Source organism: Streptomyces rectiverticillatus, assembly GCF_013394065.1.
GTDB classification, from domain to species: domain Bacteria; phylum Actinomycetota; class Actinomycetes; order Streptomycetales; family Streptomycetaceae; genus Streptomyces; species Streptomyces rectiverticillatus.
The window spans coordinates 2,001,494-2,015,810 of the sequence record NZ_CP040752.1 but is presented as its reverse complement, the minus strand read 5'-3'; the positions used below and the strand labels follow the sequence as shown (position 1 = coordinate 2,015,810).

At 70.8% G+C, this 14,317-nt stretch carries 11 protein-coding genes; 3 read left to right on the top strand and 8 right to left on the bottom strand.

Translation table 11 applies throughout. The annotated features are described in order from the left end of the window. Nucleotides 1-51: 51 nt before the first annotated feature. The gene (locus FGW37_RS08560; RefSeq protein WP_179080523.1) at nt 52-1,644 is read left to right on the top strand and encodes a Na+/H+ antiporter; all 1,593 of its coding nucleotides are present in this window, start codon (nt 52-54) and stop codon (nt 1,642-1,644) included. A 396-nt stretch (nt 1,645-2,040) separates the two neighbouring features. Here the strand turns inward: FGW37_RS08560 and FGW37_RS08555 are convergent, their stop codons facing one another. After that, entirely contained in the window at nt 2,041-3,144 is a 1,104-nt protein-coding gene (locus FGW37_RS08555) for a mechanosensitive ion channel family protein (protein WP_179080522.1), read from the bottom strand. 117 nt (nt 3,145-3,261) lie between these two features. On the opposite strand from FGW37_RS08555, the gene FGW37_RS08550 reads away from it, so the two are divergent. Further along, complete coding sequence (locus FGW37_RS08550; protein WP_179080521.1) at nt 3,262-3,849, top strand: dienelactone hydrolase family protein; 588 nt, start codon at nt 3,262-3,264, stop codon at nt 3,847-3,849. A 19-nt stretch (nt 3,850-3,868) separates the two neighbouring features. Here the strand turns inward: FGW37_RS08550 and FGW37_RS08545 are convergent, their stop codons facing one another. The 6 genes from FGW37_RS08545 to FGW37_RS08520 all read right to left on the bottom strand — a co-directional run bounded on the left by FGW37_RS08545 (nt 3,869) and on the right by FGW37_RS08520 (nt 10,138). After that, nucleotides 3,869-5,506, bottom strand: a complete 1,638-nt coding sequence (locus FGW37_RS08545) for an alkaline phosphatase D family protein (protein WP_246430315.1) — start codon at nt 5,504-5,506, stop codon at nt 3,869-3,871. A gap of 77 nt (nt 5,507-5,583) precedes the next feature. Further along, entirely contained in the window at nt 5,584-6,405 is an 822-nt protein-coding gene (locus tag FGW37_RS08540; RefSeq protein WP_179080520.1) for a thioredoxin domain-containing protein, read from the bottom strand. 47 nt (nt 6,406-6,452) lie between these two features. After that, nucleotides 6,453-7,121 (bottom strand): hypothetical protein, encoded by a 669-nt coding sequence (locus FGW37_RS08535; protein WP_179080519.1) that lies wholly within the window; start codon nt 7,119-7,121, stop codon nt 6,453-6,455. A 109-nt stretch (nt 7,122-7,230) separates the two neighbouring features. Further along, nucleotides 7,231-8,064 carry a thioredoxin domain-containing protein gene (locus FGW37_RS08530; protein ID WP_179080518.1) on the bottom strand — a complete coding sequence of 278 codons (834 nt, stop codon included), beginning with the start codon at nt 8,062-8,064 and terminating at the stop codon, nt 7,231-7,233. A gap of 54 nt (nt 8,065-8,118) precedes the next feature. Then, nucleotides 8,119-8,754 carry a hypothetical protein gene (locus FGW37_RS08525; RefSeq protein WP_179080517.1) on the bottom strand — a complete coding sequence of 212 codons (636 nt, stop codon included), beginning with the start codon at nt 8,752-8,754 and terminating at the stop codon, nt 8,119-8,121. A gap of 49 nt (nt 8,755-8,803) precedes the next feature. Next, on the bottom strand, nt 8,804-10,138 hold the full coding sequence (locus FGW37_RS08520; RefSeq protein ID WP_179080516.1) for a DUF2252 domain-containing protein: 1,335 nt from the start codon (nt 10,136-10,138) through the stop codon (nt 8,804-8,806). A 158-nt stretch (nt 10,139-10,296) separates the two neighbouring features. On the opposite strand from FGW37_RS08520, the gene dnaE reads away from it, so the two are divergent. Then, a complete protein-coding gene (dnaE, locus tag FGW37_RS08515) occupies nt 10,297-13,842 on the top strand; it encodes a DNA polymerase III subunit alpha (RefSeq protein WP_179080515.1) in 3,546 nt (1,181 codons plus the stop codon). Between the two features lie 122 nt (nt 13,843-13,964). Here the strand turns inward: dnaE and FGW37_RS08510 are convergent, their stop codons facing one another. Continuing rightward, nucleotides 13,965-14,138 (bottom strand): hypothetical protein, encoded by a 174-nt coding sequence (locus tag FGW37_RS08510; RefSeq protein ID WP_179080514.1) that lies wholly within the window; start codon nt 14,136-14,138, stop codon nt 13,965-13,967. Between the last annotated feature and the right edge of the window lie 179 nt (nt 14,139-14,317).

Sequence of the window (14,317 nt, the reverse complement as noted above, 5' to 3'; positions counted from 1 at the left end):
CATGGCAGGCTGGGAAAACGATCGCCTTCCCGATCCGCCCGGAGGACGTCCGTGGACCAGCTCGCCCTGCTGTTCGTGCTGCTGATCGGGGCGCTGGTCATGGTGCCCGTCGCGGACCGGCTGCGCCTGCCGGCCCCCGTCCTCATGACGCTGGGCGGCATCGTCCTCGCGCTGCTGCCCTTCGTGCCCAACGTGGAGATGCCGCCGGAGTTCATCCTCCCGCTGGTGCTGCCGCCCCTGCTCTACGTGTCCGTGCAGCGCACGTCCTGGCGGCAGTTCCAGGCCAACGTCCGGCCCATCCTGCTGCTCGCGGTCGCCCTGGTGTTCGTGACGACCGCGGCCGTGGCCGCCGTCGCCGACGCCATCGTGCCCGGCATCTCCCTCGCCGCGGCCGTCGCCCTCGGCGCCCTCGTCGCCCCGCCCGACCCGGTGGCCGCGACGGCCGTCGCGGGCTCGCTCGGGCTGCCGCGCCGCCTGGTCTCCATCCTGGAGGGCGAGGGGCTCTTCAACGACGTGACGGCCATCGTGCTCTACCACGTGGCCATCGCGGCGGCCGTCAGCGGCAGCTTCTCCGCCCCGAAGGCCGCGGGCGAGTTCGTGCTGTCCGCCGTGGTCGCCCTCGCGGTCGGGCTCGCGCTCGGCTGGGCGGCCAAGAAGCTCATGGACGTCCTCGGCGACGCGACCCTCCAGATCGGCCTCACCCTGCTCGTGCCCTTCGGCCCCTACGTCCTCGCCGAGGAGCTCAAGGGTTCCGGCGTGCTCGCCGTGCTCGTCACCGGGCTCTTCCTCGCCGAGTACGCCGGTGACGCCGACGACGTGCTCGGCCGGCTCGCCCGGCACTCGTTCTGGGAAGTCGTCGACACCCTCGTCACCGGCGTCGCCTTCGGCCTCATCGGCCTCGAACTCCACCACGTCCTGCGGACCGCCTCCGGCCGGTGGAGCGAGATGCTGGGCATCGGCGCTGTCGTCGTCGCGGTCGTCGTCGGCGTACGGCTGCTGTGGCTGCTGCCCGCCGCGTGGCTGGCCAAACAGCTGCACAGCCGGCGGGACATCGACGAGGACGTCCCCGTCAGCTGGCGCGAGACGGTCGTGATGTGGTGGTCCGGGATGCGCGGTGTCGCCTCCGTCGCGCTCGCCCTCGCCATCCCGCACACGCAGGACGACAAGACGCCCTTCCCCGCCCGCGACGAGATCGTCTTCGTCGCCTTCGCCGTCATCCTCGCCACGCTCGTCCTGCAGGGCCTCACCCTGCCGTGGCTCGTGCGGCGGCTCGGCGTGCAGTCCGACTCCGACGCCGAGCGGGAGCTCGCCCGGCTGCTCGCCGTCCGCGCCGCGAAGGCCGCCAAGGGGCGGCTGAAGGAGATCCAGGAGACCGAGGAACTCCCCGACGACATGGTCGAGCAGCTCACGCGGCGCGCGTACGACGTCGGCGCCCGTATCAGCCCCGACATGGTCGACGAGGAACGGCGCGAGGCGCATGCGCAGCGGGTGGAGAGGATCCGGGTGACACAACGCATCCAGGCCGAGATGCTCTCGGCCGCCCGCCGGGAGGTCCTGGCGGCCCGCAGCGAACCGGGAGCGGACCCGGAGGTCGTGGACCGGGTCCTCCGCCACCTGGACGTCCGCAGCCTACGCGGCGGCTGACCGCCGGGGGCCACGTCACGCGTCCGACGCCGGGCCCGCCACCGCCGGGGGCACGGTCCCGCGCCCGAGCCGCAACCGGCACCGCCGGGCTGCGCCGTGGGGGCTGGTCGCCGCTGTGGCGGGTTTCCTTGGGTACCAACCTGCTGTCTTGCCGACAGGCAAGAAATCTCCGCCGCGACGGTGATCCGCCCGCGAAGGCCTGTCCGGCGGTGCCGAACCGGCCGTGCCTTCCGGCGGCAGAGCGGCCGGGCCCTTCTTCCGCCGTCGCGGCGGTGACAAGCTCATGACGGCGCACCCCGGCGGTGCCGAACCGGTACGCCCTGGCGGGCCGCGGGGCCGGCCCCCGGCGGCGCCGGAACCGGGCGCACCCCGCAGCCCCCCGAACCCAGGCGGAGCCTACGTCGTGCCGGGGCCCGGGCCGATGTCCTCCGACGTCGGTGGGGCCTGGCGGCGGTCCGGAGCCTGATCCAGGCCCGGGGCCGGCGCCGTGTTGATGCGCGGCAGTGCGTACGGGTGTTCCCGCCGCAGCCACTCGATCAGCTGCTCCCGCACCACGCACCGCAGCGTCCAGATGTCGTCGGCGTCCTTCGCCGTCAGCAGCGCCCGCACCTGGATCGTCGTCGGGGTCGTGTCGGTGATCACCAGGCTCCAGGACCGCCCGTCCCACTCCGGCAGGTCCTTGAGGAGCCCGTGCAGCCGGTCCCGCATGAGGTCTATGGGCGTGGAGTGGTCCAGGTGGAAGAAGACCGTGCCGGTCATCCGGGGGTTGCTGCGGGACCAGTTCTCGAAGGGACGGCTGGTGAAGTACGACACCGGCATGGTGATGCGCCGTTCGTCCCAGGTGGTCACCACCAGATAGGTGAGAGTGATCTCCTCCACCCGGCCCCACTCGCCGTCCACGACGACCGTGTCCCCGATGCGCACGACGTCGCCGAAGGCGATCTGCAGTCCGGCGAAGAGGTTGGCGAGCGTGGACTGCGCCGCCACACCGGCGACGATGCCGAGCAGACCGGCCGAGGCCAGCACGGACACCCCGGCGGCCCGCATGGCGGGGAAGGTGAGCAGCATCGACGCCACCGCGACCACGCACACGACGGCCGTGACGATCCGCCGGATGAGCGTCACCTGGGTCCGTACCCGGCGCACCCGGGCCGCGTCCTCGGCGCGCGCGGCGTAGCGCGCGTAGGCGGCCTCCACTATGGCGACGGCGACCCGCACCACCAGCCACGCGCAGGCGCCGATCAGCACGAGCGTCAGCACCTGGCCGACCACCTCCTCGTGGTCCGGCAGGATGCCGGCCGAGCGGTAGCCGCCGCGCAGCAGCGCCGTGCACAGGACGACCTGGAGGGGGAGCCGGCACCGGCGCAGCAGGTCCCACAGGGGCGTCTCGGGGTGCCGCTCGTCGATTCTGCGCAGGACGTGGTCGGCCACCCACCCCACGGCCAGGGTGACGATCAACGCTCCGCCGATGACGGACAGCGGACGCAGTACGCCCTCCATGGACACCTCAGCTCCTTCCGGCCGGCTGCTGGCGGGGCACTCACCGGGTGGCGCTTCACCCCGACCGTAGCTGGCACGATGGGAGGCACGCGATCCACCTGTTAGGAAGTGACTCCAGTGGCGTCCTCTACCACGATTGTCCTTTTTCATTCGGCTTACGGCCTGAGGCCGGCCGTGCACGCCGCCGCCGAGCGCCTGCGCGCCGCCGGGCACGAGGTGCACGTGCCGGACCTCTACGAGGGCCGGACCGCGGACACGGTGGAGGACGGCATGGCCGTCAAGGACGAGATCGGCCGCGAGGAGCTGCTGCGCCGCGCCGTCACCGCGGTGGCGCCGCTGTCGGACCGGGGCCTGGTCTACGCCGGCTTCTCGCTCGGCGGGTCGATCGCGCAGACCCTGGCGCTGGGCGACGAGAAGGCGCGCGGCCTGCTGCTCCTGCACGGCACCTCGGACCTGGCCGAGGACGCCGCCGTGGACGAGCTGCCCGTCCAGCTGCACGTCGCCGACCCGGACCCGTTCGAGCCGCACGACTGGCTCAACGCCTGGTACCTGCGCATGGGCCGGGCCGGGGCGGACGTGGAGGTCCACAGGTACCCCGGGGCGGGGCACCTGTTCACGGACCCGGACCTCGCGGACTACGACGAGGAGGCAGCGGAGAGGGCCTGGCGCGTCGCGCTGGCCTTCCTGGAGGAGATCGGCGGCTAGGCCGCGGTCCGGGCGCGCATCACCGTACCGGCGTCTTCACCCGCTCGACCTGCTGCGTGCCCGAGCGCGTCCGGTACGACCGGCTCCACTCGGTCGTCGCCTTCGGGTCGGTCTTGTCGGAGAGGACGTAGTAGTCCATCTGCGCCTGCTCGGGGGTGATGTCGAGGACCCCGTAGCCGTGGGAGTCCATGTCCACCCACTTGGCGTGCCGGTTGGCGGCCTTGATGGCGGTGACCGCGGCGAGCGAGACGGTGTGCGGGGCCACGCCCAGGAGGTCGTCCAGGTTGTCGGAGCTCACCGACGTGACGACGAACTCGGTGGCGACGGACGGCGACAGCGGGTACGTGGCGGCCTTCTTGGGCACGTCGTTGGCCCACGCCATGTGGATGTCACCGGTCAGGAAGACGGTGTTGCGGATCCCGCGGTCGCTCAGGTGGGCGAGGAGCTCGCGCCGGTCGTCGGTGTAGCCGTCCCACTGGTCGGTGCTCACGGCTATGCCTCCGGCGGGCAGGCCCAGCAGCTTGGCGAGCGGCTCCAGCAGGTGGGCGGGCAGGGCGCCGAAGGCGAACGGGGAGATCATCACGGGGTTGCCGACGAGGCGCCAGGTGGTGTCGGAGGAGGCGAGCCCGGCCTTCAGCCAGTCGAGCTGGGCGCGCCCGGTGATCGTGCGCTCGGGGTCGTCGGCCTTGCCGTTGCCCGGCCCCACCTGCTGCGACCGGAAGGATCTGAGGTCCAGCAGGTGCAGGTCGGCGAGGTTGCCGAAGCGCAGGCGGCGGTACGTGGTGCCCTCGGTGGACGGGCGCACCGGCATCCACTCGAAGTAGGCCTGCTTGGCCGCCGCCATGCGCGCGGCCCACTCGCCCTCGGCGCCGGGGGTGTGGTTCTCGGCCCCGCCCGCCCAGGCGTCGTTGGCGATCTCGTGGTCGTCCCAGATGGCCACGAAGGGGTGGGTCCGGTGGAGGGCCTGCAGATCGGGGTCCGTCTTGTAACGGCCGTGGCGGGTGCGGTAGTCGGCGAGGGTGACGATCTCGTGGGACGGCGCGTGCGGGCGGACGACCTGCTTCGGGGGCGGGTAGACGCCGGAGGCGTACTCGTAGATGTAGTCGCCGAGGTGCAGGACCGCGTCCAGGTCGCGGCGGTCCGCGAGGTGGCGGTAGGCGGCGAAGTGACCGGACTCCCAGTTGGCGCAGGAAACGACGCCGAAGCGGATGCCGGTGACGGCCGCGCCCGCTGCGGGTGCCGTACGGGTGCGGGCGGCGGGGGAGTGCGTGCCGCCGGCGGTGAAGCGGTACCAGTAGCCGGTGGCCGGGCGCAGGCCGCGGACGTCCGCCTTGACGGTGTGGTCGCTCGCGGCCGTCGCGGTGACCGTGCCGCGGGCGACGACCCTGCCGAACGCCTCGTCCTCGGCGACCTCCCAGGCCACCTCCACGTCCGCGCCGCGGCCCGAGCCGGGCACGGCGTCGGGGGAGGGAGTGACGCGCGTCCACAGCAGGACGCCGTCGGGCAGCGGGTCGCCCGAGGCGACGCCGTGCAGGAAGACGGACGGGTCCGCGGCGTGCGCCGGGGCGGCTGCGGCCAGTGGCAGGAGGGCGACGGTCGCGGCGCCGGCGACGGCCGTGACGGCGGTGCGGCGCGATATGCAGGAGTCGATGGTCACGGACCATCACCTTACTGCCCGGTAAGCCGCGGGGCGGACGAAACCTGACAGTTCGTCCGCCCCTCGCCGTCCCGTCACTACTTCTTCGGGCCGAATTCCTTGTCGATCGCCGCGATGAAGGACTCCTTGGCCATCGGCGGGTTGCCGTTCGGGCCCTTCAGCTGCTTGTCGCCGTGGAGCAGGGCCGGGGTGCCGCCGATCTTGTTCTTCTCGAACAGCGTGCCCATCTCGACGGCCCACTTGTCGAAGGTGCCCTCGTTGACGGCCTTCTCGAAGTCCTTGTTGCCCTTCAGGGCCGGGACCTGCTGCGCGATCTCGATCAGGCGTGCGTCCTTGGCGAAGGCGTCGTCGCGCTCGTCGGGGTGGTTCTTCGGGGAGTAGAGCGCTTCCTTGTACGCGACGAAGGCGTCCGGGCTGACGTTGAGCGCGGCGCCGAGGGCGCTGACGGCGTTCTTCGAGCCGGTGCCCTTGGCCAGGTCGTCGATGAAGTTCACCATGACGAACCGGACCTTGTAGCGGCCGTCCTTGACGTCCTGGCGCAGCTGGGCGCCGGACTCGTTCTCGAAGGCGGCGCAGGACGGGCAGCGCGGGTCCTCGTAGACCGTGAGGGTCTCCTTGGCCTTGGCGTCGCCGAGGACGATCTCGTTGCCGTTCTCGCCGGTGGTGTTGGCAGGCTTGACCAGGGCCTTGTCGCCCGCCCAGCTGCTGCCGGCGGCCTTGTCGTCGTTCATGTTGGTCACGGCGTAGCCGACGCCGCCGGCTATCGCGAGGACGACGACGATGGCGCCGGCGACGACGAGCTGACGGCGCGTCTTGTCCCGGCGGGCCTGGCGCTCGCGCTCGGCGCGCAGCCGCTCGCGCGCGGCCTGCTTGTTCTGCTGGTTGTTGCGGTTGCTCATGATGTCTTCTCCGGTGTGGACGTACGGGAATGGGGGGACCGCGTGGCTCAGGCAGCTGCCGGAGCGAGGGGCGGTCCACGCCGTACGACGGAGTGGACGAGGAGGGGGAGGCCGCGCGCACGGAGCGTGCGGCGCGCGGGGCGTACGCGTGCGCCCCGGGCGGCGGGAGCCGCCGGGGAGGCGAAGGCCAGGAGCAGGGGGCCGAAGGCGAAGGCGGCGGCCGTGCGCAGCAGCTGGGCCAGGGCCGCCTCGCCTCGGCGCAGCCAGGCGGCGGCCAGCAGGCCCACCACGACGTGGCCGGCGAGCAGCAGCCAGGGCAGCGCGGAGCCGGTGACCGGCCCGGCGCCGCCCTCGGCGGCCATGCGGGCCAGCGGGGTGCCGACCTCGCCGCGGCAGGCGAGGTCGAGGCCCAGGAAGTGCAGCGGGCCCGCGACGGGCCCGCCGGCCCGCCCGTAACAGGCGTGCTGGCCCGCCGTGAACACGGTGTCCGCCGTGAGCTCCAGAGGAACCATCAGCGCGGCGATGGACCCGAAGCCGCGCTCGCGGCCCGCGAGGGCGTAGGCGACAGTGAAGAAGACCGCCGACAGCACGGCGACCGTGGCGGCGGGAAGGGGCGTACGGGAGAGCAGGACGTGCGAAGCGGCGGACAGCGTGACACAGAGCGCCGTGAAGAGCGCTGCGCGCAGCGCCCTCAATCGAACTCCCGTCCCCTCCATGAGGCCGAAGTCTGCCACGGCAGCCGTTAAGTGTCGTGTCAAGATTCGGCATCGTTGAACGCCGCCGGAGGGGACGGGAACCCGGGCGGAAACCCGGACGGGAGGACCGTCAGGACTTCAGGGCCGCGTCGACGGCCTTGGTGTACTGCTCGGGGGTGATCGGGACGTTCTTCCCGTCCTCCGCCGTCAGCTTCTTGCCGTCGAGCTTGAGGGTCGGCGTGCCGGTGACGTCCTTGGTCTCGTCGAACTCGTCGGACACCGTCAGCGCCCACTTGTCGAAGGTGCCGTCCTTGACGTTCTTCTCGAAGTCCTTGTTGCCCTTGAGCGCCGGGACCTCGTTGGCGACCTTCAGCAGGACGTCGTCCTTGGCGTAGTCGTCCTTCGTCTCCTCGGGGTGGTTGGCCTTGGAGTAGAGGGCCTTGTTGTAGGCGCTGAAGGCCTCGGGGCTCACGTTCAGGGCGGCGCCCAGCGCGCTGAGGGCGTTCTTGGAGCCGCTGCCGCCGAAGTTGCGGTCGAGGAACGTGGCGACGTGGTACGAGACCTTGTACTTGCCTTCCTTGACGTCCTTGCCGATCGTGCCGCCGACGCTCTGCTCGAAGACCGAGCAGATCGGGCAGCGCATGTCCTGGTAGAGATCCAGGGTGTGCTTGGCGTTCTTGTCACCGATCGTGATCTGGGTGCCCTTGTCGCCGGCCGTGTTGGCGGGCTTGACGAGCTCCTTCTTGGACGCGGCCTCCCACGCCGCGTTCAGCCCGCTCTTGCCGTCCTTGCCCAGCTGGGAGACGGCCACGACGATGCCTGCACCGACGGCCAGGACCGCGACGACGGCTCCGCCGACGACGAGCTGGCGGCGCGTCCTGTCCTTCTTGGCCTGGCGCTCGCGCTCGGCGCGCAGCCGCTCGCGTGCGGACTGCTTGTTCTCCCAGTTGTTGCGCTTGCTCATGGTCTTGCTCTCCGTGCTCGGTCGTGCGTGGTGCGTCGTGCGTGATGGGTGTGCTCAGGCGGGGGCGGGCCCGGGCGGCGGCCCACGGCGGACGACGGAGTGCACGAGCAGAGGGAGGGCCGGTGCCTTGCGGGCGGGCCCGGCGGCCCGCACGGGCGCGGTGCGGTGCCGCCCGCCCGCGGTGGCCGTGGCGAGGGCCGGAAGCAGGCGGCGCAGGGCCGCCCCGGCGAGCGCGTCCAGCAGCCGGACCAGCGCCGCCTCGCCGAGCCGCAGCCATGCGGCGGCCAGGAGGCCGACGCCTACGTGGGCGGCGAGCAGCAGCCACGCGGCGGTGCCGGGCCCCGGCGCGGGGGCGAAGGGGCCGCCGACCGTGCCGCCGCCGCACAGGGCGGTCAGCGCGCCCGGTACGGCGTGCCCGCCCGTGCCGTAGCAGCTCTCCTGGCCGGTGGAGAAGAGGGCGTCGGAGGCCAGCTCCAGTGGGACGAACAGCGCGGCGATCCGCGCGAAGCCGCGCTCGCGGCCCGCCAGGGCGTACGCGAGCGCGAAGACGGCGGCTGCGCTCACCGCGACCGTCGCCAGGGGCAGGCCGGTGCCGGACAGCAGCACGTGGGAGCCCGCGGACAGCGTCACGCACAGCGCTGTGAACAGCGCCGCGCGCAGTGCCCGCAGCCGTGCCGCCGATATGTCCATGGGGAACGAGTCTGGCACGGCCCGCTGTAAACCGTGACTAAAGGCGGTCCTAGAGGCCGGGGATGCGGCCGTTGCGGAAGAGGTCCACGAAGATCTGGTGGTCCGCGCGGGCCCGGGCGCCGTAGGAGTGGGCGAAGCCGGTCAGCAGCTCCGCGAAGCCCTCCTCGTCGGCGGCGATCACGGCGTCGATGGCCCGCTCGGTGGAGAAGGGCACCAGGGAGTGGCCGCTCTGGTCGTCCGCCGCGGCGTGCATGGCGGCCGTGGCGCGGCCCAGGTCGGCGACGACCGCCGCGATCTCGGCCGGGTCGTCGATGTCCGACCAGTCCAGGTCGACCGCGTACGGCGAGACCTCGGCCACCAGCTGACCCGTGCCGTTCAGCTCGGTCCAGCCCAGCCACGGGTCGGCGTGGGCCTGCAGCGCGCGCTGGGAGATCACCGTGCGGTGGCCCTCGTGCCGGAAGTAGTCGCGCACGGCGCGGTCGGTGATGTGCCGGGAGACCGCCGGGGTCTGCGCCTGCTTCATGTAGATGACGACGTCGTTCTCCAGGGCGTCGCTGTTGCCCTCCAGGAGGATGTTGTACGAGGGCAGGCCGGCGCTGCCGATCCCGATGCCGCGGCGGCCGACGACGTCCTTGACCCGGTAGGAGTCGGGGCGGGAGAGGCTCGTGTCCGGGAGGGTCTCCAGATAGCCGTCGAAGGCCGCGAGGATCTTGTAGCGCGTGGCCGCGTCCAGCTCGACGGCGCCGCCGTCGGCGGCGAAGCGGCGGTCGAAGTCCCGGATCTCCGTCATGGAGGCGAGCAGCCCGAAGCGCGTCATCGCGCGGGCCTCGCGCAGGGCGCCGAGCAGGGGGCCGTCGGCGGTGTCGAGGGTGAAGGGCGTGTGGCCGTCGTCCGTGGCTCCGGTGGCCAGGGCGTGGATGCGCTCGCGGTAGGCGGCGGCGTAGGTCCGCACCAGCTCGGTGATCATCTCGTCGCTGAGCGCCTTGGTGTAGCCGATCAGGGCGACGGAGGCGGCGAAGCGCTTGAGGTCCCAGGTGAAGGGGCCGACGTAGGCCTCGTCGAAGTCGTTGACGTTGAAGACCAGGCGGCCGCCCGCGTCCATGTACGTGCCGAAGTTCTCGGCGTGCAGGTCGCCGTGGATCCACACCCGGCTCGTGCGCTCGTCCAGATACGGCCCGGCGGCGCCCTCGGGCGCCTCCGCGGCCAGGTCCCGGTAGAACAGGCACGCCGTGCCCCGGTAGAAGGCGAAGGCGGAGGCCGCCATCTTCCGGAACTTCACCCGGAAGGCGGCGGGGTCGGCAGCGAGCAGCTCGCCGAAGGCGGTGTCGAAAACGGCGAGGATCTCCTCGCCGCGCTGCGCGGCCCGGTCGTGCTCGGTCGCCATCGCGGGGTCCTCCTGGGGTGGGGCATGGAGCGAACATCAGTGCTGTGGTGCTCAACGCGTGAGGCTACCGGCGCGTGCCCGCGGCTGTCGGTGGGGGCCGGTAACCTTCAAAACTGTCCCGCCCGACCCGCAGCCACCACCGCCGGAGGTCTCCCACCGTGGCCACGAAGCCGCCCTTCACGCACCTGCACGTCCACACCCAGTACTCCCTGCTGGACGGTGCCGCGCGGCTCAAGGACATGTTCAATGCCTGCAATGAGATGGGCATGACACACATCGCCATGTCCGACCACGGCAACCTGCACGGCGCGTACGACTTCTTCCATCAGGCGAAGAAGGCGGAGATCACCCCGATCATCGGCATCGAGGCCTATGTCGCGCCCGAGTCCCGGCGCAACAAGCGACGTATCCAGTGGGGCCAGCCGCACCAGAAGCGCGATGACGTGTCCGGTTCAGGTGGATATACGCATAAGACGATCTGGGCGGCCGACGTCACCGGCCTGCACAACCTCTTCCGGCTCTCCTCCGACGCCTACGCCGAGGGCTGGCTGACCAAGTGGCCCCGGATGGACAAGGAGACCATCGCCCAGTGGTCCGAGGGCCTGATCGCCTCCACCGGCTGCCCCTCGGGCGAGGTGCAGACCCGGCTCCGCCTCGGCCAGTTCGACGAGGCGATCCAGGCCGCCAGCGACTACAAGGACATCTTCGGCGAGGGCCGGTACTTCCTGGAGCTGATGGACCACGGCATCGAGATCGAGCGCCGCGTCCGCGACGGCCTGCTGGAGATCGGCAAGAAGCTCGGCATCCCGCCCCTGGTCACCAACGACTCGCACTACACCTACGCGCACGAGGCCGAGGCCCACGACGCCCTGCTCTGCATCCAGACCGGCAAGAACCTCTCCGACCCGGACCGCTTCCGCTTCGACGGCTCCGGCTACTACCTGAAGTCCACGGACGAGATGTACGCCATCGACTCCTCGGACGCCTGGCAGGAGGGCTGCGCGAACACCCGCCTGGTCGCGGAGCAGATCAACACCGAGGGCATGTTCACGGCCAAGAACCTCATGCCCAAGTTCGACATCCCCGAGGGCTACACCGAGGTCACCTGGTTCCGCGAGGAGACCATGCGGGGCATGCACCGCCGCTTCCCCGGCGGCATCCCCGACGACCGCATGAAGCAGGTCGAGTACGAGATGGACACCATCATCTCGATGGGCTTCCCGGGCTACTTCCTCGTGGTCGCCGACTTCATCATGTGGGCCAAGAAGCAGGGCATCGCCGTCGGCCCCGGCCGGGGCTCCGCGGCCGGCTCGATCGTCGCCTACGCCATGGGCATCACCGACCTCGACCCGATCCCGCACGGCCTGATCTTCGAGCGGTTCCTCAACCCCGAGCGCATCTCCATGCCCGATGTCGACATCGACTTCGACGAGCGCCGGCGCGCCGAGGTGATCCGGTACGTCACCGAGAAGTACGGCGCCGACAAGGTCGCCATGATCGGCACCTACGGCACCATCAAGGCCAAGAACGCCATCAAGGACTCCGCCCGCGTCCTGGGCTACCCGTACGCGATGGGCGACCGCCTCACCAAGGCGATGCCCGCCGACGTCCTCGGCAAGGGCATCCCGCTCTCCGGCATCCTCGACCCGCAGCACCCGCGCTACAGCGAGGCCGGCGAGATCCGGGGGATGTACGAGAACGAGCCGGACGTGAAGAAGGTCATCGACACCGCGCGTGGCGTCGAGGGCCTGGTCCGGCAGATGGGCGTGCACGCGGCCGGCGTGATCATGTCCAGTGAGACGATCACCGACCACGTCCCGGTCTGGGTCCGGCACACCGACGGCGTGACCATCACGCAGTGGGACTACCCGAGCTGTGAGTCGCTCGGCCTGCTGAAGATGGACTTCCTCGGCCTGCGCAACCTCACGATCATGGACGACGCCGTCAAGATGGTGAAGGCCAACAAGGGGGTCGACATCGACCTCCTGGCCCTCCCGCTCGACGACCCCACGACCTTCGAGCTGCTCCAGCGCGGCGACACCCTCGGCGTCTTCCAGTTCGACGGCGGGCCCATGCGGTCCCTGCTGCGGCTGATGAAGCCCGACAACTTCGAAGACATCTCCGCCGTGTCCGCCCTGTACCGGCCGGGCCCGATGGGCATGAACTCGCACACGAACTACGCCCTGCGCAAGAACGGCCAGCAGGAGATCACGCCGATCCACCCGGAGCTGAAGGAGCCCCTCGAAGAGGTCCTCGGCGTCACCTACGGTCTGATCGTCTACCAGGAGCAGGTGCAGAAGGCCGCGCAGATCGTCGCCGGGTACTCGCTCGGCGAGGCCGACATCCTCCGCCGCGTCATGGGCAAGAAGAAGCCCGACGAGCTGGCGAAGAACTTCGTCTTCTTCAAGGAAGGCGCGCAGAAGAAGGGCTTCTCCGACGAAGCCATCCAGGCCCTGTGGGACGTGCTGGTCCCCTTCGCCGGCTACGCCTTCAACAAGGCCCACTCCGCCGCGTACGGCCTCGTCTCGTACTGGACCGCCTACCTCAAGGCGAACTACCCCGCCGAGTACATGTCCGCGCTGCTCACCTCCGTGCGCGACGACAAGGACAAGTCGGCGATCTATCTGAACGAGTGCCGGCGCATGGGCATCAAGGTGCTCCCGCCGAACGTCAACGAGTCCGAGGCCAACTTCGCCGCCCAGGGTGACGACGTGATCCTCTTCGGCCTCACCGCCGTCCGCAACGTCGGACAGAACGTGGTCGACTCGATCATCCGCTGCCGCAAGGCCAAGGGGAAGTACAGCTCCTTCCCCGACTTCCTCGACAAGGTCGAGGCCGTCGTCTGCAACAAGCGCACCGTCGAATCGCTGATCAAGGCCGGCGCCTTCGACGAGATGGGCCACACCCGCAAGGGCCTCACCGCGCACTACGAACCGATGATCGACAACGTGGTCCAGGTCAAGCGCAAGGAGGCCGAGGGACAGTTCGACCTCTTCGGCGGCATGGGTGACGACACCGGCGACGACGGGCCCGGCTTCGGGCTGGACGTGGAGTTCTCCGACGTCGAGTGGGAGAAGGCCTACCTGCTCGCGCAGGAGCGCGAGATGCTCGGCCTCTACGTCTCCGACCACCCGCTCTTCGGCATCGAGCACGTCCTCAACGACAAGGCGGACGCCGGGATCTCCCAGCTCACCGGCGGTGAGCACGCCGACGGCGCGATCGTCACCATCGGCGGCATCATCTCCGGCCTGCAGCGCAAGATGACCAAGCAGGGCAACGCCTGGGCCATCGCCAGCGTCGAGGACCTGGCCGGATCGATCGACTGCATGTTCTTCCCCGCCACCTACCAGCTGGTCTCCACTCAGCTCGTCGAGGACGCGGTCGTCTTCGTCAAGGGCCGCCTCGACAAGCGCGAGGACATCCCCCGCCTGGTCGCCATGGAGCTGATGGTCCCCGACCTTTCCAACGCGGGCACCAACGCCCCCGTGATCATCACCATCCCCACGGTGAAGGTCACCCCGCCCATGGTCGAGCGGCTCGGCCAGGTGCTCACCCACCACCGCGGCTCCACCGAGGTGCGGATCAAGCTCCAGGGCCCGCGGAAGACCACCGTCCTGCGCCTGGACCGGCACCGGGTCACTCCCGACCCGGCGCTCTTCGGCGATCTCAAGCAGCTGCTCGGCCCGTCCTGCCTGGCCGGCTGAGCACCGGCCCAACCCGTACCCGCGCACGAGGGGCGCGCCCGGATCCTCCGGGCGCGCCCCTCGCTGCATCAAAGCGCCGCCGGGCGCCGTCGCATATCGGCCGGATGTTGTCCGGGCACCGCTCAGTTGTGCCCGAAGCGCTTCTGCTTGCTCTTGCGAGCCATGTCGCCCGGGGTGACCTGCGTGGCCCGCTGCTCGCTCTGGGACTCGATCGAGGAGCTCTTGGCCTGCTGCTGCCCGCGCTCGGCGGCGCTGGCCCGCTGCTGGCTCCTGTCCTGTTTCTTGTTCTTCGCCATGCTCAGCCTCCACTCGGGGTGTCCCCCCGCCGAACACACTCGCACGCACCGGCGAATGGCGCATTTCGGGTAATTACCGTGCGTGATCCGTGCACTTACCGCCGGGAAGGCGTATCCGCCACGCCGAAGATCCAGTTCGGACTGATAACCCCCGCACGGTCGGGCAGACTCCAGGGAAA

Bases quoted from the DNA above. Each gene is read 5' to 3' on its own strand.
- FGW37_RS08555 (WP_179080522.1), bottom strand. From the start codon at position 3,144: ATGGAGGGCGTACTGCGTCCGCTGTCCGTCATCGGCGGAGCGTTGATC.
- FGW37_RS08540 (WP_179080520.1), bottom strand. From the start codon at position 6,405: ATGAGCAACCGCAACAACCAGCAGAACAAGCAGGCCGCGCGCGAGCGG.
- FGW37_RS08535 (WP_179080519.1), bottom strand. From the start codon at position 7,121: ATGGAGGGGACGGGAGTTCGATTGAGGGCGCTGCGCGCAGCGCTCTTC.
- FGW37_RS08530 (WP_179080518.1), bottom strand. From the start codon at position 8,064: ATGAGCAAGCGCAACAACTGGGAGAACAAGCAGTCCGCACGCGAGCGG.
- FGW37_RS08525 (WP_179080517.1), bottom strand. From the start codon at position 8,754: ATGGACATATCGGCGGCACGGCTGCGGGCACTGCGCGCGGCGCTGTTC.
- FGW37_RS08520 (WP_179080516.1), bottom strand. From the start codon at position 10,138: ATGGCGACCGAGCACGACCGGGCCGCGCAGCGCGGCGAGGAGATCCTC.
- FGW37_RS08510 (WP_179080514.1), bottom strand. From the start codon at position 14,138: ATGGCGAAGAACAAGAAACAGGACAGGAGCCAGCAGCGGGCCAGCGCC.